Origin of the sequence: Bradyrhizobium sp. USDA 4538 (assembly GCF_024171045.1) — a bacterium.
In the GTDB taxonomy this organism is placed as follows: domain Bacteria; phylum Pseudomonadota; class Alphaproteobacteria; order Rhizobiales; family Xanthobacteraceae; genus Bradyrhizobium; species Bradyrhizobium australafricanum.
Genome location: NZ_JALJZE010000001.1, coordinates 4,121,956 through 4,139,672, shown reverse-complemented (window position 1 = coordinate 4,139,672; position 17,717 = coordinate 4,121,956). Strand labels below are relative to the sequence as shown.

17 protein-coding genes are annotated in these 17,717 nt (G+C 65.2%); 11 read left to right on the top strand and 6 right to left on the bottom strand.

The genetic code is table 11. From position 1 onward, the window contains the following. Positions 1 to 166: 166 nt before the first annotated feature. Together J2R78_RS18625 and J2R78_RS18620 are read left to right on the top strand one after the other, a co-directional pair. A complete protein-coding gene (locus J2R78_RS18625) occupies positions 167 to 610 on the top strand; it encodes a MarR family winged helix-turn-helix transcriptional regulator (protein WP_016847408.1) in 444 nt (147 codons plus the stop codon). 166 nt (positions 611 to 776) lie between these two features. Then, positions 777 to 1,211, top strand: a complete 435-nt coding sequence (locus J2R78_RS18620; protein ID WP_092083116.1) for a VOC family protein — start codon at positions 777 to 779, stop codon at positions 1,209 to 1,211. A gap of 56 nt (positions 1,212 to 1,267) precedes the next feature. Here J2R78_RS18620 and secA read toward each other — a convergent pair whose 3' ends face one another. Beyond that, entirely contained in the window at positions 1,268 to 4,132 is a 2,865-nt protein-coding gene (gene secA / locus J2R78_RS18615) for a preprotein translocase subunit SecA (RefSeq protein WP_253606055.1), read from the bottom strand. Between the two features lie 392 nt (positions 4,133 to 4,524). On the opposite strand from secA, the gene J2R78_RS18610 reads away from it, so the two are divergent. Continuing rightward, the gene (locus J2R78_RS18610) at positions 4,525 to 5,451 is read left to right on the top strand and encodes a peptidylprolyl isomerase (protein WP_028337312.1); all 927 of its coding nucleotides are present in this window, start codon (positions 4,525 to 4,527) and stop codon (positions 5,449 to 5,451) included. Between the two features lie 284 nt (positions 5,452 to 5,735). After that, on the top strand, positions 5,736 to 6,977 hold the full coding sequence (gene argJ / locus J2R78_RS18605; protein ID WP_253606054.1) for a bifunctional glutamate N-acetyltransferase/amino-acid acetyltransferase ArgJ: 1,242 nt from the start codon (positions 5,736 to 5,738) through the stop codon (positions 6,975 to 6,977). A gap of 291 nt (positions 6,978 to 7,268) precedes the next feature. On the opposite strand, the gene J2R78_RS18600 is transcribed toward argJ, so the two are convergent. Continuing rightward, positions 7,269 to 8,597 (bottom strand): TadE/TadG family type IV pilus assembly protein, encoded by a 1,329-nt coding sequence (locus tag J2R78_RS18600; RefSeq protein ID WP_253606053.1) that lies wholly within the window; start codon positions 8,595 to 8,597, stop codon positions 7,269 to 7,271. A 174-nt stretch (positions 8,598 to 8,771) separates the two neighbouring features. Between J2R78_RS18600 and J2R78_RS18595 the strand changes: the two genes are divergently transcribed. Next, positions 8,772 to 9,182, top strand: a complete 411-nt coding sequence (locus J2R78_RS18595) for a (deoxy)nucleoside triphosphate pyrophosphohydrolase (protein ID WP_028343243.1) — start codon at positions 8,772 to 8,774, stop codon at positions 9,180 to 9,182. A 364-nt stretch (positions 9,183 to 9,546) separates the two neighbouring features. Here J2R78_RS18595 and J2R78_RS18590 read toward each other — a convergent pair whose 3' ends face one another. Then, positions 9,547 to 10,389: a methyltransferase domain-containing protein gene (locus J2R78_RS18590; protein ID WP_253606052.1), complete on the bottom strand. Its 843-nt coding sequence runs from the start codon at positions 10,387 to 10,389 to the stop codon at positions 9,547 to 9,549. Between the two features lie 78 nt (positions 10,390 to 10,467). On the opposite strand from J2R78_RS18590, the gene J2R78_RS18585 reads away from it, so the two are divergent. From J2R78_RS18585 to J2R78_RS18565, 5 genes are all read left to right on the top strand, one after another. Continuing rightward, positions 10,468 to 11,277: a ComF family protein gene (locus J2R78_RS18585; RefSeq protein ID WP_253606051.1), complete on the top strand. Its 810-nt coding sequence runs from the start codon at positions 10,468 to 10,470 to the stop codon at positions 11,275 to 11,277. A 29-nt stretch (positions 11,278 to 11,306) separates the two neighbouring features. Continuing rightward, positions 11,307 to 11,579 (top strand): glutaredoxin 3, encoded by a 273-nt coding sequence (grxC, locus tag J2R78_RS18580; protein WP_057015554.1) that lies wholly within the window; start codon positions 11,307 to 11,309, stop codon positions 11,577 to 11,579. Continuing rightward, positions 11,579 to 12,454 carry a carbon-nitrogen hydrolase family protein gene (locus J2R78_RS18575; protein ID WP_057015555.1) on the top strand — a complete coding sequence of 292 codons (876 nt, stop codon included), beginning with the start codon at positions 11,579 to 11,581 and terminating at the stop codon, positions 12,452 to 12,454. Before grxC ends, J2R78_RS18575 begins: the two co-directional genes overlap by 1 nt. Then, on the top strand, positions 12,451 to 12,921 hold the full coding sequence (locus tag J2R78_RS18570) for a DUF1178 family protein (RefSeq protein ID WP_092083110.1): 471 nt from the start codon (positions 12,451 to 12,453) through the stop codon (positions 12,919 to 12,921). Before J2R78_RS18575 ends, J2R78_RS18570 begins: the two co-directional genes overlap by 4 nt. A gap of 112 nt (positions 12,922 to 13,033) precedes the next feature. Further along, positions 13,034 to 13,474 carry an EamA family transporter gene (locus J2R78_RS18565; RefSeq protein ID WP_253606049.1) on the top strand — a complete coding sequence of 147 codons (441 nt, stop codon included), beginning with the start codon at positions 13,034 to 13,036 and terminating at the stop codon, positions 13,472 to 13,474. Here the strand turns inward: J2R78_RS18565 and J2R78_RS18560 are convergent, their stop codons facing one another. The 3 genes from J2R78_RS18560 to J2R78_RS18550 form a co-directional block, all read right to left on the bottom strand. Then, on the bottom strand, positions 13,475 to 14,374 hold the full coding sequence (locus J2R78_RS18560; protein ID WP_092083108.1) for a DMT family transporter: 900 nt from the start codon (positions 14,372 to 14,374) through the stop codon (positions 13,475 to 13,477). Between the two features lie 256 nt (positions 14,375 to 14,630). Further along, entirely contained in the window at positions 14,631 to 15,413 is a 783-nt protein-coding gene (ubiG, locus tag J2R78_RS18555) for a bifunctional 2-polyprenyl-6-hydroxyphenol methylase/3-demethylubiquinol 3-O-methyltransferase UbiG (protein WP_225647091.1), read from the bottom strand. A gap of 14 nt (positions 15,414 to 15,427) precedes the next feature. Next, positions 15,428 to 15,895 (bottom strand): PH domain-containing protein, encoded by a 468-nt coding sequence (locus J2R78_RS18550; RefSeq protein WP_057015559.1) that lies wholly within the window; start codon positions 15,893 to 15,895, stop codon positions 15,428 to 15,430. A 209-nt stretch (positions 15,896 to 16,104) separates the two neighbouring features. On the opposite strand from J2R78_RS18550, the gene J2R78_RS18545 reads away from it, so the two are divergent. Then, positions 16,105 to 17,361 carry an aspartate kinase gene (locus J2R78_RS18545; RefSeq protein ID WP_253606048.1) on the top strand — a complete coding sequence of 419 codons (1,257 nt, stop codon included), beginning with the start codon at positions 16,105 to 16,107 and terminating at the stop codon, positions 17,359 to 17,361. Positions 17,362 to 17,717: the final 356 nt, after the last annotated feature.

Sequence of the window (17,717 nt, the reverse complement as noted above, 5' to 3'; positions counted from 1 at the left end):
CTGGGAAGCAGTACGCAACGCAGCCAGCGGGCGGTCGCGGCATCCGCCCCTTGGTTGGGGGAATATCCTAGGTGAAAATATTGAATATTCAACAATTGAAGTGCATATAGAAACGGCATGAGTTGCCGGACATTCATTCACCGGGTCAGGAACCAGGTCTCACGCCGTGGCTAAACCGCCGAAAGAAAATTCCCCGATCACCGAACATCTCGCCTACCTGCTGGCGCAAGCCAACCGGGAGATCAACCGGCAGTTGGAGACGCGGCTCGCCAAGGAAGGCGTGCCGGTCGAGCAGTGGCGCATCCTGAAGGTGCTGTCCGACGGCAACGGCCACTCGATGGGCGAGCTTGCGGATGCTGTGCTGCTCAACCATCCGACGCTGACCAAGATGATCGACCGCATGGTGTCGGACGCGCTGGTCTATCGCGTCCAGGATCCCAAGGATCGCCGCAAGGTGCTGATGTTCGTCTCCGACCGCGGCAAGGCGCTGTGCCGGCGGCTCAACTCGCTCGCGGTGAGCCAGGAGGAGCACATCGTCGAGAGCTATGGCGACAAGTCGACCACCGAGCTCAAGCGCCTGCTGGAAAGCCTGATCGGCAGCGCCAATTAGGCCAGCGCCGGCCCGGCGCGCTCTTACCGAAACCATCGAAAAAAGACCGGCAGGAAAATGTCGGGATGCGGCGGTTTGGTGCGTCCTTGGGGCGCGCCCTGCGGCGCAGCCTTCGCGCTTGGCCGCGCTGGTCCACCCGATTACTCGTTAGTGAGGATTTCCCGTCATGACTTCGATCACGCCGTTCCTCTGGCTCGACAACAACGTCCGCGACGCGGTTGCCTTCTACCAATCGGTGTTTCCGAACGCCAAGATCGAGACCGTCAGCGATTTCATGGCGAGCTTCGAGCTCGAAGGGCAGCGGTTCCACGCGCTCAATGGCGGGCCGCAGCACAAGTTCAACGAGGCGGTGTCGTTCTTCCTGAGCGTCGAGACCCAGGAGCAGGTGGACTACTTCTGGGAGAAGCTCACCGACGGCGGCCAGGAATCGCGCTGCGGCTGGCTCAAGGACCGCTTCGGCCTGTCCTGGCAGGTGATCCCGACCGCGCTCGGCCGCTATCTCAGCGCCCCCGATCGCAAGGCAGCCGACCGCGCGATGCAGGCGATGCTGAAGATGCAGAAGATCGTGATCGCCGATCTCGACAGGGCCTTCGCCGGCTGAAGGCGCTGCGGCTCGACGGGCGGGCCAGTCGCCCGCGGCGTCGGCGCGCGCGGCGGCTACGCGTACCGGCCGTGGCAGTGCTTGTACTTCTTGCCAGACCCGCAGGGGCAGTCCTCGTTGCGGCCGACCTTGCCCCAGCTCGCCGGATCGTTCGGATCGCGGTCGGTGGCAATCATCCCCGGCGCCAGCGAGGCCTGGGCGTAGGTCGCCTCGGTCAGGCGGGCCTGCGCGAACTCGTCCTCGCCGGTGTTGGGATCGAGCTTGTGCGCTTCCATCAGCGGCAGCGGCTGCGGCGGCTCCTCCGGCGGCACGATCTCGACCCGCATCAGCTGCGCGGTGACGGCCTCGCGCAGATGCGCGCTCATCTCCTGGAACAGGTTGAAGGCCTCGGTCTTGTACTCCTGCAACGGATCGCGCTGGCCATAGCCGCGCAGCCCGATCACCTGGCGCAGGTGGTCGAGCATGATCAGGTGCTCGCGCCAGAGATGGTCCAGCGTCTGCAGCAGGATGGTCTTCTCGACGTAACGCATCACGTCGGGACCCCATTGCGCGACCTTCGCCGCCATGCGCTCGTCGACGTGGGTCTCGATGCGGGTCAGCAGCTCCTCGTCGGCGATGCCCTCTTCCTTGGCCCATTCGTCAACCGGCAGATCGACATCGAGCACGCGCTTCAGCTCGTCCTTGAGGCCCGCAGTGTCCCACTGCTCGGCATAGGCGTGCTCGGGAATGTATTTGGCGACCACGTCCTCGACGAAGGCATGGCGCATGTCGGTCACGGTCTCGACGACGCTGTCGTCCTTCATCAGGTCGACGCGCTGGTCGAAGATCACCTTGCGCTGGTCGTTCTGGACGTTGTCGAACTTCAAGAGGTTCTTGCGGATGTCGAAGTTGCGCGCCTCGACCTTCTGCTGCGCCTTCTCGAGCGCCTTGTTGATCCAGGGATGGATGATGGCTTCGCCTTCCTGCAGGCCGAGCCGCTGCAGCATGCTGTCGAGCCGATCGGAGCCGAAGATGCGCATCAGATCGTCTTCCAGCGACAGGAAGAACTTCGAGCGGCCGGGATCGCCCTGACGGCCGGAACGGCCGCGCAGCTGGTTGTCGATGCGGCGGGATTCGTGACGCTCGGAGCCGATGATGTAGAGGCCGCCCGGCTTCTTCACGGTTTTCGCGGGCTTGTTGCCCTTGGCGGGCTCGACCTCGAAATCCTCTTCCGCCTTCAGCACGATCTCGCGGAAGCGCTCGATGTCGGCCTTGATCTGCTCGATCTTCTTGGCCTTCTCGGCCTCATCCGTGATCCCGGCGGTCTCCTGCTGGATCCGCATCTCGAGCGAGCCGCCGAGCTTGATGTCGGTGCCGCGGCCGGCCATGTTGGTCGCGATCGTGATCGCGCCCGGCACACCGGCTTCCGCGACGATATAGGCTTCCTGCTCGTGGAAGCGCGCGTTCAGCACCGCGAACAGCTTTGCCGGCTTGCCGGCGCGCGCCGCGGCATAGAGCTTCTCCATGCCGGATTCGGACGTGAAGTCGATCTGCTTGTAGCCGTGCTTCTTCAGGTACTCGGCCAGCACTTCCGACTTCTCGATCGACGCCGTGCCGACCAGCACTGGCTGCAGCCGCTTGTTGGCGCGCTCGATCTCGGCAAGGATCGCGGCGTATTTCTCGTTCTGGGTGCGGTAGACCTCGTCGTCCTCGTCAAGGCGCGCCACCGGCAGGTTAGTCGGGATCTCAACGACCTCGAGCTTGTAGATGTCGAACAGTTCGTCGGCTTCGGTCAGCGCCGTGCCGGTCATGCCGGACAGCTTCTGGTACATCCGGAAATAGTTCTGGAAGGTGATCGAGGCCAGCGTCTGGTTCTCGGGCTGGACCGTGACGTGCTCCTTGGCTTCCAGCGCCTGGTGCAGGCCTTCCGAATAGCGGCGGCCCTGCATCATGCGGCCGGTGAACTCGTCGATGATGACGACCTCGTCGTCGCGGACGATGTAGTCCTTGTCGCGCGTGAACAGCGTGTGCGCGCGCAGCGCCTGGTTGACGTGATGCACGACGGAGACGTTCTCGACGTCGTAAAGCGAGTCGCCCTTGAGCTGGCCGGCGTCGCGCAGCAGGTTCTCCAGCTTCTCCATGCCGCCTTCGGTCAGCGTCACCGTGCGCTGCTTCTCGTCGACCTCGTAGTCGTCCTTCTTGGCGAGATTCGGCATGAAGGTGTCGATCGTGTTGTAGAAATCCGAGCGGTCGTCGAGCGGGCCGGAGATGATCAGCGGCGTGCGCGCCTCGTCGATCAGGATCGAGTCCACTTCGTCGACGATCGCGTAGTAGTGCTCGCGCTGGACCATGTCCTCCAGGCGGTACTTCATGTTGTCGCGCAGATAGTCGAAGCCGTATTCGTTGTTGGTGCCGTAGGTGATGTCGCAGGCATAGGCGGCCTTGCGCTCGGCGTCGTCGAGGCCGTGCACGATCACGCCGGTGGTCAGCCCCAGGAAGGCGTAGATCTGGCCCATCCAGCCGGAGTCGCGGCGGGCGAGGTAGTCGTTGACGGTGACGACGTGGACGCCCTTGCCGGCGAGCGCGTTCAGGTAGACCGCGAGCGTTGCGACCAGCGTCTTGCCTTCGCCGGTCTTCATCTCGGCGATGTCGCCCTCGTGCAGCACCATGCCGCCGATCAGCTGAACGTCGAAATGGCGCTGGCCGAGCGTCCGCTTGGCGGCCTCGCGCACCGTGGCGAAGGCCGGAACCAGGATGTCGTCCAGCGTCTTGCCGCTGGCGAGCTGCTGCTTGAACTCGGCGGTGCGGGCCTTGAGCTGATCGTCCGTCAGTTTGACGAGCTCGGGCTCCAGCGCGTTGATGGCGTTGACGCGGGACTGATACCCCTTGACCCGACGGTCGTTGGCGGAGCCGAAAAACTTGCGGGCGAGAGCGCCGATCATGCGAAATTCCTGTTCTTCGGTCTCGAGTTCGGTCTTCGTTCAGTGTTGGAATTCAACTTGGAATTCAGTCTTGGATTACAGCCTGAGATGGTCCGCCGGATCGCCTATCAACTCACCGTGACGCGCTACGGTTCGAGCCCCGGCCCGGGGGCTCCTCCGCCAATTGAGTGGGAAACAGGCCATCCTGGGTTCAACGGCGAAAAACGCAGCAAAATAAGCGCTCTCGCCGCTGACGCGGTTGGCCAGAGATATGGCCCGGTCGGGGGGTTGTCAACGCTGGCAAGATGTCAAGGAATTCATCATTTTGACAAGACTTTCGCGTTGCCAATGTAACACGATTGGGCGAGTGTCCGCCCCGCTCGAGCTTCCCCCCTTTGAGACAAGGATTTTGCATGACCACCTCGCCCCCGGAAACCAAAACCGGCCTGCGCCTCGGCCTCGCCACCCTGGCCGCGACGGGCTGTCTTGTCGCAGTGCTGGCTGCCGGCCTCCCGGTCCGGGCCGCGGAATCCGACCCGGTGCTGGCGAAGGTCAACGGCTCGGAGATCCACGCCAGCGACGTGGCGCTCGCCGAGGAGGAACTCGGCCCGAGCCTGCAGCAGATGGACCCCTCGACCCGCAAGGACAACGTGCTGTCCTTCCTGATCGACATGAAGATCGTGTCCAAGGCCGCCGAGGACAAGAAGATCGAGAACAATGACGACTTCAAGAAGCGGCTCGCCTTCACCCGCAACCGCCTGTTGATGGACAGCCTGCTTGCCAGCGAGGGCAAGGCCGCGACCACCGACGACGCCATGAAGAAGGTCTATGAGGAGGCCGCCAAGCAGATCACCGGCGAGCAGGAGGTGCGCGCCCGCCACATCCTGGTCGAGACCGAGGACGAGGCCAAGGCGATCAAGGCCGAGCTCGACAAGGGCGCCGACTTCGGCGAGCTCGCCAAGAAGAAGTCCAAGGACCCCGGCGCCTCCGACGGCGGCGACCTCGGCTTCTTCACCAAGGAGCAGATGGTGCCGGAATTCTCCGCGGTCGCCTTCTCGCTCGAGCCGGGCAAGATCTCCGATCCGGTCAAGTCGCAGTTCGGCTGGCACATCATCAAGGTCGAGGAAAAGCGCAACCGCAAGGCGCCCGACTTCGAGCAGGTGAAGGCCCAGATCGAGACCTATGTGACCCGCAAGGCCCAGGCCGATTATGTCGCCAAGCTGCGCGAGGCCGCCAAGGTCGAGCGCATGGACAAGCCGGCCGATGCGGCCGCGCCGGCGGATGCCGCCAAGGACGCGCCGAAGCCGGCCGACAACAAGATGGCGCCGGCGAAGAAGTAAGCTTCGCGACGTCAATAGCTTCACTGCGCGATGGCCGGGCATGTCCCGGCCATTTTGCTTTTTTGCAGCCTCCTCGTAGCCCGGATGAAGCGCAGCGAAATCCGGGGTCTGTTGCCGCGGAGGGACTCGTCCCGGATTGCGCTGCGCTCCATCCGGGCTACGCATTCGTCGCCCTGCTGCTTCCTTGAACGATTCATGACAGCGCGTTCGCATCGCAGCCCTCTCCCGCTTCTTGCGGCGAGATGTTATGGAGCGCTTCCCTCCCCGTAGCCGGAAGCTTGCCGATGTCCACCGCCGTCTCCCCCCTCGCCCCGCCCGACGTTCCCGAGATGCCCGTGATCGCGGGTGTGCGGCTTGCGACCGCTGCCGCCGGCATCCGCTACAAGGGGCGCACCGACGTGCTGCTCGCACTGCTCGACAAGGGCACCGCGGTGGCCGGCGTCTTCACCAAGTCGAAGTGCCCGTCGGCGCCAGTCGAATGGTGCCGCGCCAAGCTGAAGGGCGGCGCCGCGCGCGCGCTGGTGGTCAATTCCGGCAACGCCAACGCCTTCACCGGCAAGACCGGCAAGGCGTCCACCGCGCTGACCGCGCAGATCGCGGCGAAGGCGGTCGGCTGCTCGACGTCGGACGTGTTCCTCGCCTCCACCGGCGTGATCGGCGAGCCGCTCGACGCCACCAAGTTCGACGGCGTGCTGGCGCAGCTCGCCGAGACCGCGACCCCCGATCTCTGGATGGACGCGGCGAAGGCGATCATGACCACCGACACCTTTCCGAAGGTCGCCACCGCGACCGTCAAGCTCGGCAAGGCCAAGGTGACGATCAACGGCATGGCCAAGGGCGCCGGCATGATCATGCCGGACATGGCGACCATGCTGTCGTTCGTCTTCACCGACGCGCCGCTGTCGGCCTCGGTGCTGCAATCGCTGCTCAAGGCCGGCGTCGAGGACACCTTCAATGCGCTGACCATCGACGGCGATACCTCGACCTCGGACACGCTGCTCGCCTTCGCGACCGGCGCCGCCGCTGCCAACGGCGCGCCGAAGATCTCGCGCGCCGGCGACCCGCGGCTGAAGGCCTTCACCAAGGCGTTCCAGCAGATCCTCGCTGATCTGTCCGAGCAGGTGGCGCGCGACGGCGAAGGCGCGCGCAAGCTGGTCGAGGTCGTGGTCGAGGGCGCCACCACCAAACCGTCGGCACGCAGAATCGCGATGTCGATCGCCAATTCGCCGCTGGTGAAGACCGCGATCGCCGGCGAGGACGCCAATTGGGGCCGCGTGGTGATGGCGGTCGGCAAGGCCGGCGAGCCCGCCAACCGCGACAAGCTCTCGATCTCCTTCAACGGCATCCGCGTCGCCAAGAGCGGCGCGCGCGATCCGTCCTACAACGAGAAAGAGGTGTCGGAGGCGATGAAGGCGCCGAAGATCCAGATCAAGGTCGCGCTCGGCCTCGGCAAGGCCAAAGACCGCGTGCTGACCTGCGACCTCACCAAGGAATACGTCGCGATCAACGGCGACTACAGGTCGTAATCGCTTTCCCAATCACCGCCGTCATTGCGAGGAGCGAAGCGACGAAGCAATCCATCCGTCCATGCATGCGGACAGATGGATTGCTTCGCGGAGCCTGTCATCGGGCGCGCGTTCGCGCGACCCGTTGGCTCGCAATGACGGCGTGAGTCCCGTCATCCTGAGGAGCGCGTAGCGCGTCTCGAAGGATGCACGGCCCGATAGCGCCGCGCGGAGAAAATCGGGCCGTCGACCCTTCGAGACGGCCGCTTTGCGGCCTCTTCAGGGTGACGGTGATAGAGCGTGTGCGCTTCGCTAGCTGCTGATCCGCGCGTCGGCGACGGCCTTCTTGAACAGCGCGTTCATCGCGTCGGCGATGCCTTGCGTCGGGCTGACCTCGAAATAGAAGCCCGGCGACGCGCAGGCCTGCATGTTCTGCGCGATCTGGCTGTTCGGCGACGGGCCGAACGGGCCCTGGTTGAACGGATCGATCCAGGTCATGTACCAGCTGTTGGTCGGTAGCTGCAGGTAAGTCGTGTAGAGCACCGCAATCTTGATGCCGCGGTTCTTGATCGCCGTGCACAGCGCCGGATTGATCGGCGACTGGCAGCGATTGCCGCCGCTGATCGGCTTCAGGCAGCTTGAATTCGGCTCGTCGGCCACGCCGTCGGATACGAAGAACAGGTATTTCATCGGCGCTGCCGCCGTGCCCGGGCCCGGCGCGCTGATCGCGTTGCTGATGGCCGGAAGCACCGTCGAGAACTGGCTGTCCTTGTCGGCGGTGTAGGTATCGTTGTTGCCGTAGACGCCCATCAGGTCGATGTTGCCGGCCGCGGTCTTGGCGCTCGACAGGCTGGTCGACAGCGAGAACAGCGCGCGCAGGCCGATCGTCTTCGACGAGGCGCCGAAATCGTAGATCGCCATCCGGTACTGGCTGGCATAGGTCGCAGTGTTCGCGGCCGTGTCCATCAATTGCTGGGTCGCGCTGCGCAGCACGTCGATCCGCGTCGTCACGCCGAGCGTCTTGGCGAGATTGTAGTAGTTGTCGGCGTCGTTGTAGTCGTGACAGGCGAAGGCGCACTTGTCGGACGTGTTGTTGACCATCTTGGTCACGTCAGCGGGCGTCGCCGCAACCCCCATCGACGGCGAGTTGTCGAGCAGGAGATAGAAATCGATATAGAGCGGCATGTTCGCGGTCGAGGTCGACGCGCCGGTCACCGTCATCTTGCTTTGTCCGATCACGCCGAGGAACATGGTCGGGACATCGGCGGTGAACTTGACCGTCGAGGTGATGACGCCGCCGTTCTTGGTCATGGTCGGCGTCACGCTGGTCAGCGTGAAGCCGTTCTGGTTCAAGATGTTGCCGTTGAAGATCTTGGTTGCATCGGCTTCGCCCGCCTGGATCTCGCCGTCCGAGGTCATGGCGCCGGCGGCGATGAAGCCGGGCGACGCCTTGGCGATCGATCCGACGCTCGCGGCGTCGGCGGCCGATATCAGCTTGCTGCGGATCTGGTTGGCGCGGGAATAGTCGACCGCGCATCCGACTGCGACGACGAGCGGCAGCACAGCGAGGCCAAAGGTCATTGCGATGTTGCCGGAGCGATCGCGACGGAAACGGCTGATGGTCCGGATCAAGGTGCTCATGGGTTATGTCGGCAAAGAATATGATGGGCAGATAGATGAGAACCTTCACCCTGCCGGATACGAATTAAGGCCGGCTTATCGCGATCGCGGAAAGCCGCGCGGGCATAAATCGTTTGGCTGACAGCGCGTTGCTGGTTAATGAAAGCTTGCAGACTGGAAGGAATCCCCCGCCGCATGGCTGACATCAAGCTGACCCTCGTCGTCGCCTGCGCGCTTGTCGATGCCGACAAGCGCGTGCTGCTGGCGCAGCGCCCCGAGGGCAAGGCGCTGGCCGGCCTGTGGGAATTCCCCGGCGGCAAGATCGAGCCCGGCGAGCGGCCGGAGCAGACCCTGATCCGCGAACTGCACGAGGAGATCGGCATCACCGTGAGCGAGCCGTGCCTCGCGCCGCTGACCTTCGCCAGCCATGCCTACGAGACCTTCCATCTGCTGATGCCGCTCTACATCTGCCGGCGCTGGGAGGGCATCGCGGTGGCGCGCGAGGGCCAGAACCTCGCCTGGGTCCGCGCAAGCAAGCTACGCGACTACCCGATGCCGCCCGCGGACATCCCGCTGCTGCCGCATCTGATCGATCTGTTGCTGTGATCTTCTTCGCCTCTTCCGCTCGCGGGGAGGCGCGCTACCAAAATATCGAAAACAACCCCATGCAAAGCAGGTGGCGGTGGCCGGCGTCCGACCAGGCGACTTGACACGTCGGGCAACTCACCGGCATAATTCCATTATTCCGAAATCGCGTAAGCGCCCCCTCGCCTTCCCCGCAAGGGCAGGGCAATCGCATATGAACGCGACTTATCCGCTGGCTCGGTCGGCCTCTCCCGCTTGCGGGGGAGGCCGGATCGCATCGCAGATGCGATCCGGGTGGGGGCCATTTCCGCGATACGACTCGTGGAGAGACCCCACCCCAACCCTCCCCCGCAAGCGGGAGAGGGAGTCCTTGCATCGTGCGTCCCTAACGCTTCGTCCCCTTCACCGCCGCCTCCAAGCTCGCTTTCGCCGAGCCGGGCTTGAGCGGCTTCGGCTGGCCTTCATGCGGCGCCCAGCCGGACAGCCAGACGATGTCGAAGGTGGCGCGGATGCGGCCGTCGGGATCGGCGAAACGCTCGCCGTAGATCTGCGCCATGCGCAGCATGGTGGCGCGGCGGGTCAAGGTGTGCCGGCGCTCGCGCAGCACATTGGTGGCGCCCATGCGCCTGAGATCGGCCATCAGCGCGAAGGCGCTGGCATAGCGCACCACGACGCGGTCGACGTCGGTCACCGGCAGCGCGAATCCCGCCCGCTGCAGCAGCGCGCCGATATCGCGCAGATCGGCGAACGGCGCGACGCGCGGCGAGGCCCCGCCCTCGCACTCGGCCTCCGCCGCGGCAAAGCTCTGCCGCAGCTCGGTCAGCGTATCGCCGCCGAGCATCGCCGCAAGCAATAGCCCGTCCGGCTTCAGCCCCCGGCGGATCTGCGCCAGCACGCCCGGTAGGTCGTTGACGAACTGGAAGGCGAGCGCGGAGACCACGAGATCGCGCGACTCCGGCGCCAGTCCGAGCGCTTCCGCCTCACTGAATCCGATCGCATCGACCGCGGCGACACGCCCATGCAGGGCGTCCGCGAGCCCGTTGCCCGGCGTCCAGACATCGGCAGCCGCCGAAAAGCTGCGTGACACCGCCAGCAAGCGGTCCGCCATGTCTTCGCTGGCACGCTCGAGCAGGAATGTCGCCGCGCCCTCGCGCCGCGCGCGCGCCAGCCGCGCGCCGAGCAAGGCGCGATCGAACAGGATGGGGGCGGTCGGCGGGTTCGGTGTCATGCCGGCTGGTTACGCCGGACCGCCGCCGCAGGCAATGTGCCTTGAGCCTGCATTGATCAAACGCTAGCCTCGCCCGCCATGGACGCCGAGGCATCACCGACACGCTCCATTACCGGTCACGTCCACCGCGCGCTCGGCGCGATCGGGAGCGCGTGGCTGCGCACCGCGCGGCTGGCGCTCGATATCGCGCTGCCGACGCTATGCGTTTCGTGCCGTGAGCCAGTCGATGGCGAGGGGGTGTGCGCGACCTGCTGGGCCAGATTGTCGTTCATCGCGCCGCCGTTCTGCCCGCGGCTCGGGATTCCCTTCGTCTACGATCCCGGCCCCGAGCTGCTGTCGATGGAGGCGATCGCCAATCCGCCGGCCTACAGCAGAGCCCGCGCCGCGGTGCGCTATGACGATGTCGCGCGCACGCTGGTGCACGCATTGAAATACCAGGATCGCACCGATCTGGCGCCCACAATGGGTCGCTGGATGGCGCGGGCGGGGAAGGAATTGCTCCACGACGCCGATCTGCTGGTTCCGGTTCCTCTGCACTGGCGGCGCGGCTGGAGCCGGCGCTACAACCAGTCCGGGGCGCTCGCCAAGGTGATCGCGCTCCAGAGCGGCGTCAAAATGACTGCCGAAGCGCTGCGGCGCATCCGCGCCACCGAGCAGCAGATCGGGCTGTCACGCAAGGATCGCGCCAGCAATGTCCAGGGCGCATTCGGGGTCGCCGATGAACGCAAGGCTGACGTCCAGGGCCGCCGCGTGATCCTGATCGACGACGTCCTGACCTCGGGCGCGACAGTGGACGCCTGCGCACGGGCGCTGCTCCGCGCCAAAGCCGCGCAGGTCGACGTGCTGGTGTTTGCCCGGGTTGTCGATACCCACCGCGCTCCCATATAATCTGACATTCTGGTTCAACCGAGCGCACCATGACCGCTGCCATTGAAATCTACACCCGCCCGGGCTGCGGTTATTGCAGCGCGGCCAAATCGCTTTTGACGCGCAAGAACGCCGCGTTCACCGAATTGAGCGTCGCCAGCAACCCGGCCTATCGCGACGAGATGTATGGCCGCGCCGGTGCCGGCTCGACCTTCCCGCAGATCTTCATCGGCAAGACCCATGTCGGCGGCTGCGACGAGCTCTACGCGCTCGACCGCGAGGGCAAGCTCGACGGCCTGCTCAGCAACGGAGGCGGCGCCTGATGACGGAGAACATTTTCACCGCCGCCATGGTGCAGATGCGCACCGGATTGCTGCCGGAGCCGAGCCTCGAGCAGGGCACGCGGCTGATCCGCGAGGCGGCGGCGCAGGGTGCCAAGTACGTGCTGACCCCTGAGGTCAGCAACATGATGCAGCTCAACCGCAAGGCGCTGTTCGAGCATTTGGCGAGCGAAGAGGACGACCAGTCGCTCAAGGCGTATCGCGCGCTGGCCGCCGAACTGAAGATCCACCTGCATATCGGCTCGCTGGCGCTGCGCTACTCGCCGGAGAAGGCGGTCAACCGTTCGTTCCTGATCGGGCCCGAGGGCAATCTGCTCGCGAGCTACGACAAGATCCATATGTTCGATATCGATCTGCCGGGCGGCGAAAGCTATCGCGAATCGGCCAATTATCAGCCCGGCGAGACCGCCGTGATCTCCGACCTACCCTGGGGCCGAATCGGACTCACGATCTGCTACGACGTGCGCTTCCCGGCGCTGTACCGCGCGCTGGCCGAAGCCGGCGCATCGTTCCTCACCGTGCCGTCCGCCTTCACCCGCAAGACCGGCGAAGCGCATTGGCACACGCTGCTGCGCGCCCGCGCCATCGAGACCGGCTGCTTCGTGTTCGCAGCGGCGCAGGCCGGCCTGCATGAGAACAAGCGCGAGACCTTCGGGCATTCGCTGATCATCGACCCCTGGGGCGAGATCCTCGCCGAGGGCGGCGTCGAGCCGGGCGTGTTCCTGGCCGAGATCGACCCCGCCAAGGTCGAGACTGCGCGCAAGACCATTCCCTCGTTGCAGCATGGCAGGCGTTTCGGCATTGCCGACCCCAAGGCCGGCCCGGAGCATCTGCACCTCGTCCGGGGTTCGGCATGATCCGCTACACGCTGCGCTGCGAGCGCGGCCACCAGTTCGAGAGCTGGTTCCAGAGCTCCGCGGCCTATGAATCGCAGGAGCGGCGTCACCTGATCGATTGCCCGTCGTGCGGCTCGAGCAAGATCGAGCGCGCGATCATGGCGCCGCAGGTCGTCAGCAAGAAGGGCCGCGAACCGGCCCAGCCGGCGCCGGCCGCGCCCGTCGAGGCGACTGGCAATGAATCGACGTCGCTGATGATGGCGCAGGAGCGCGAGCTGCGCAGCAAGCTGAAGGAGCTGCGCGACCACATCGTGAAGAACGCCGACAATGTCGGCGACCGCTTCCCGAACGAAGCGCGCAAGATGCATTACGGCGATATCGAGCACCGGCCGATCTACGGCGAAGCCTCGCCCGAAGAGGCCCGCGCGCTGATCGACGAAGGCGTCGAGGTCTCGCCGCTGCCGACGCTGCCGGAAGACCGGAATTGACGCGCAGCGTCATTCCGGGGCACGCGAAGCGTGAACCCGGAATCTCGCGCCGCAACCTCGAGATTCCGGGTTCGGTGCTGCGCACGCCCCGGAATGACAATCTGGGAAGAGCATGACTCCCGACTCATTCTCCTCCTGGCAGGTCTGGGCGTTTCTTTCCGCCGTCTTCGCCGCGCTGACCGCAATCTTCGCCAAGGTCGGCGTCGAGGGCATCAACTCCGATCTCGCCACCCTGATCCGCACCGTGGTCGTGCTGATCACGCTGTCGGCCATCCTGTTCGCGACCGGACAGTTCACCCAGTCCGGCCCGATCTCGGGCAAGAGCTGGCTGTTCCTGCTGTTGTCCGGGCTCGGCACCGGCGCATCATGGATCTGCTATTTCCGCGCGCTCAAGCTCGGACCGGCCACGCTCGTCGCGCCGATCGACAAGCTCAGCGTCGTGCTGGTGGCGCTGTTCGGCGCCGTCTTCCTCGGCGAGCGCCCCTCGGCCTATGGCTGGATCGGGATCGCGCTGATCTCCGCGGGCGCGGTGCTGATCGCGGTGAAGGGGTAATTACGCGGCAATCAAGAGCGCGACGCCGATCACGATCAGGACGATGCCGAACACCTCGCGCAGCGAGAACGGCTGCTTGAGCGAGAAATACGCCACGCCCTGCGCGAACAGCACCTCGATCAGCGCCAGCGTGCGCACATTGGCGGCGGCGGTGAGCGCGAACGCCAGGAACCAGAATTGCGATGAGAACGCGCCCATGAAGCCCGCGAACATCGAGGGCCGCCACAGCTTGAGGATCGACCTCAGCACGTCGGGCGCGCGCAGCAACAGATAGACCGACAGGATCAGCGTCTGCACGAGGAGGCTCCACATCAGCGTGTAGGAGGCCGCCGTGACAAATGAGACTGAGGGCACCGCGATGATCGCGCCGCGAAAGCTCACCGCCGAGATCGCGAACACCGCGGCGGCGCCGAGGCCGAGCACGGTCGGGCGCAGGTCGGCAAAGCTCTTCTGCCCGCCGGGCCGCAGCGCGGTGATGACGACGCCGATGGTCGCGATCACGATCGCGATCACCTTGGTCGTGGTGAGATGGTCGCCGAGGAAGATGAAGCCGAAGATCGCGGTCTGGATCGCCTCGGTCTTCATGTAGGCCGTGGTGACCACGAAGGAGCGGTCGTTCATCGCCAGCAGCATGAAGCCGGTGCCGACGATCTGGCTGAGCGCGCCGGTCACCAGCCACGGCCAGAACGCCGCCGCCGGCCACGGCACGCGATCGCCGGTCAGCAGCACCGCCAGCGCGAAGAACACCACCGAGAACGGCAGGCCGAACAGGAAACGGATATTGGTGGCGCCCCAGGTCCCGAGCGGCCCGGTCAGATGCCGCTGCATCGCATTGCGCGCCACCTGCCCGAACGCAGCGACGATGGTGAAGGGAATCCAGAGCGAGGCGATCGTGAACATGGGGGATAAGGAAAGCATGCCGGCGGGAGTACACGCCCAGCGTGCCCGGCGTAACGCATGCGGTCAACCGAGTGGGCGCATGACAGGCCTGCGCGATGTCCACAAACTTCCGTAGCCCGGATGAAGCGAAGCGCAATCCGGGGCCAGCTCATCCGCGGACGAAGCAGTCCCGGATTACGCTACGCTCCATCCGGGCTACGCATTCTGTGTTCGCAGGGACGACACCTATTGTGTGGCCGAGGCCGTGACACTCAACTCACACCTCTTCCGCCACCACCATGTAGTTCACGTCCATGTCGGTCGACACGGTCCATTTGTCGGCGAGCGGGTTGTAGACCACGCCGGCCTGTTCGGTGACGGTGAGGTTGACGTCGCCGAGATAGCGCTCGAGCTCGGCGGGGGTGACGAACTTGCTCCACTCATGGGTGCCGCGCGGCAGCCAGCGCAGCACGTATTCGGCGCCGACGATCGCCAGCGCAAAACTTTTCCAGTTGCGGTTCAGGGTCGAGACCACCATCAGCCCGCCGGGCTTGAGCATGACCGCGCAGCGCTTGATGAAGGCGCCGACGTCGTTGACGTGCTCGACCACCTCCATCGCCAGCACGATGTCGAAGCGCTCGCGGGCGTCCATCTCCTCCACCGTGGTGCAGCGGTAGTCGATCGACAGATGGCCCTTGTCGGCGTGCAGCTTCGCCGCGGCGATGTTGGTGGCGGACGGATCGATCCCGATCACCTGGGCCCCTAACCGCGTGAACGGCTCGCACAACAGGCCGGCGCCGCAGCCGATGTCGAGCAGGCGCAGGCCGGACAGGCAGCTGAGGCTCTTGGCGTTGCGCTCGAACTTGCGGCAGGCGGCGTCGCGGATATAGGTCAGGCGCAGCGGGTTGATCTTGTGCAGCGGCGCCATCTTGCCGCGCGGATCCCACCATTCATCCGACAGTTTCGAGAATTTCGCGACCTCGGCCGGATCGACCGAGCTGGCGGAGGCATTGGCGGAGGAACTGGCGGAGGAACCGGAAAGAGTTGATTGCGTGGCCATGATTGCGCGCGCCCCTATCGCGCGGTGATCGAATTGCGGAACGACAGCGGCGCGGCGATGGTCCTGATGGTCTCGATGCCCTCGCCGACGCCGCGGATGGTGACGTCGCCATAATTGAGCAGGCGCCCCATGATGCTCTGGTTGACGTCGACGCTCTCGACCTTGTCGAGGCTCATCTCGAAGGTGCGCCGCTTGATGAAGCCGCTCTTGTGCACCACGCGGAAATTGGTGACGTCGGTTTCGGTGGTCCAGCGGTGGAACCAGGCCGCGGCGGTCCAGTACAGCGCCGCGACCGCGACCACGGCGGCGGCCGCAAAGCAGGCCATCACGAGGCCGTCGACCGTCGTCATCCGCGACAGGATCAAGAGCGCCAGCACCACGATCCAGGCCCCGATCGCCGGCAGATAGAACATCCAGTGCGCATTGGTGGAATACAGCACCTTCTCGCCAGGCTGCAGGATCTCGTCGATATAACGTCCCATCCAATCCGCCTTCGAGTTGCCCCGTGTTACCCGTGCGCCACAACCCGCCCGCAACCGGTCAAAACACCCCCAAAAGACACTCGAGGGCCCCCTACCTACCGGCTTGCCCCCGGGCGCGGCGCTATGTATACGCGCGTTTCGGTCCCCGCGCTTGCGGTTTTCGGCGTGGGTTAACCTACTTATCCTCTTAAAGGAATAGACGCGTCGTCATGGGCCGCCTCGTGATGAAATTCGGCGGTACGTCCGTCGCCAATATCGATCGTATCCGCAACGTCGCGCAGCATGTGAAGCGCGAGGTCGACGCGGGCCACGAGGTCGCCGTCGTCGTCTCCGCGATGTCCGGCAAGACCAATGAGCTGGTGGCCTGGTGCACCGATGCCTCGCCGATGCACGACGCGCGCGAATATGACGCGGTGGTCGCCTCCGGCGAACAGGTCACTTCGGGCCTGCTCGCGATCGTGCTGCAGGGCATCGGCATCCAGGCGCGCTCCTGGCAGGGCTGGCAGATCCCGATCAAGACCTCGGACGCGCATGCCTCGGCGCGCATCGTCGATATCGACGGCACCGAGATCATCACCCGCTTCAAGGAACGCAAGGAAGTCGCCGTGATCGCCGGCTTCCAGGGCATCAATCCCGACACCGGCCGCATCACCACGCTCGGCCGCGGCGGCTCGGACACCTCGGCGGTAGCGATCGCCGCCGCGCTGCGCGCCGACCGCTGCGACATCTACACCGACGTCGACGGCGTCTACACCACCGATCCCCGCGTGGTGCCGAAGGCGCGCCGGCTCGACAAGATCGCCTTCGAGGACATGCTGGAACTGGCCTCGCAGGGCGCCAAGGTGCTGCAGGTTCGCTCGGTGGAACTCGGCATGGTGCACAACATGCCGATCTTCGTGCGCTCCAGCTTCGACAAGCCAGAGGATATCGACCCGCACGCCAACCAGCCGCCGGGCACGCTGATCTGCAGCGAGGAGGAAATCATGGAAATGCACGTCGTCACCGGCATCGCCTTCTCCAAGGACGAAGCCCAGATTTCCGTGCGCCAGATCGAGGACAAGCCCGGCGTCGCCGCCGCGATCTTCGGGCCGCTCGCGGATGCCAACATCAATGTCGACATGATCGTGCAGAACGTGTCCGAGGACGGCAAGACCACCGACCTCACCTTCACCGTTCCGGCCGGCGACTATAACCGCGCCAAGGACACGATTACCGCCGCCAAGGCCAAGATCGGCTACGCCCGCCTCGACACCGCGACCGACGTCGCCAAGGTCTCGGTGATCGGCAGCGGCATGCGCAGCCATGCCGGCGTCGCGGCCAAGGCGTTCAAGGCGCTGGCCGACCGAAACATCAACATCCGCGCCATCACCACCTCCGAGATCAAGTTCTCGGTCCTGATCGACGCCGCCTATACCGAGCTCGCGGTCCGCACGCTGCACACGCTGTACGGGCTGGATCAGGCGTAGGCGCGACCGGCAGGGGCGGGGGCTCGCTCCGCTGTCAATTCCGGGGCGATGCGACAGCATCGAACCCGGAATCTCGAGTTTCCGGGTTCGCCGCTTCGCGACGCCCCGGAACGACGAGACCGAGCACTGGCCGTGTCCCCCAGCCCCGCCCCGGAGTTAGAATTTCTCTTAGCGGGCGCAGCATTGGGCTGACGCAGACGTTATTTGCTACTGGCAGGCGTTTTGCTTGGCAAAGCAAGCCTCGATTGGCTATACGGCCAGTCAGGTAGGCTGTCGCAAACTGTGGCACAGTTTCGGTGATCGCGAATCGGCGGGAACTGGCGAGCGGCGACACCGAATGACTAAAATTGTTGTTT

Excerpts from the sequence above, each read along its gene's own strand:
- J2R78_RS18600 (WP_253606053.1), bottom strand. The coding sequence starts at position 8,597 with ATGAGCACCTTGATCCGGACCATCAGCCGTTTCCGTCGCGATCGCTCC.
- J2R78_RS18620 (WP_092083116.1), top strand. The coding sequence starts at position 777 with ATGACTTCGATCACGCCGTTCCTCTGGCTCGACAACAACGTCCGCGAC.
- J2R78_RS18550 (WP_057015559.1), bottom strand. The coding sequence starts at position 15,895 with ATGGGACGTTATATCGACGAGATCCTGCAGCCTGGCGAGAAGGTGCTG.
- J2R78_RS18560 (WP_092083108.1), bottom strand. The coding sequence starts at position 14,374 with ATGTTCACGATCGCCTCGCTCTGGATTCCCTTCACCATCGTCGCTGCG.
- ubiG (WP_225647091.1), bottom strand. The coding sequence starts at position 15,413 with ATGGCCACGCAATCAACTCTTTCCGGTTCCTCCGCCAGTTCCTCCGCC.
- J2R78_RS18570 (WP_092083110.1), top strand. The coding sequence starts at position 12,451 with ATGATCCGCTACACGCTGCGCTGCGAGCGCGGCCACCAGTTCGAGAGC.
- secA (WP_253606055.1), bottom strand. The coding sequence starts at position 4,132 with ATGATCGGCGCTCTCGCCCGCAAGTTTTTCGGCTCCGCCAACGACCGT.
- J2R78_RS18585 (WP_253606051.1), top strand. The coding sequence starts at position 10,468 with ATGGACGCCGAGGCATCACCGACACGCTCCATTACCGGTCACGTCCAC.
- argJ (WP_253606054.1), top strand. The coding sequence starts at position 5,736 with ATGTCCACCGCCGTCTCCCCCCTCGCCCCGCCCGACGTTCCCGAGATG.
- J2R78_RS18545 (WP_253606048.1), top strand. The coding sequence starts at position 16,105 with ATGGGCCGCCTCGTGATGAAATTCGGCGGTACGTCCGTCGCCAATATC.
- J2R78_RS18565 (WP_253606049.1), top strand. The coding sequence starts at position 13,034 with ATGACTCCCGACTCATTCTCCTCCTGGCAGGTCTGGGCGTTTCTTTCC.
- J2R78_RS18575 (WP_057015555.1), top strand. The coding sequence starts at position 11,579 with ATGACGGAGAACATTTTCACCGCCGCCATGGTGCAGATGCGCACCGGA.
- J2R78_RS18595 (WP_028343243.1), top strand. The coding sequence starts at position 8,772 with ATGGCTGACATCAAGCTGACCCTCGTCGTCGCCTGCGCGCTTGTCGAT.
- J2R78_RS18590 (WP_253606052.1), bottom strand. The coding sequence starts at position 10,389 with ATGACACCGAACCCGCCGACCGCCCCCATCCTGTTCGATCGCGCCTTG.
- J2R78_RS18610 (WP_028337312.1), top strand. The coding sequence starts at position 4,525 with ATGACCACCTCGCCCCCGGAAACCAAAACCGGCCTGCGCCTCGGCCTC.
- grxC (WP_057015554.1), top strand. The coding sequence starts at position 11,307 with ATGACCGCTGCCATTGAAATCTACACCCGCCCGGGCTGCGGTTATTGC.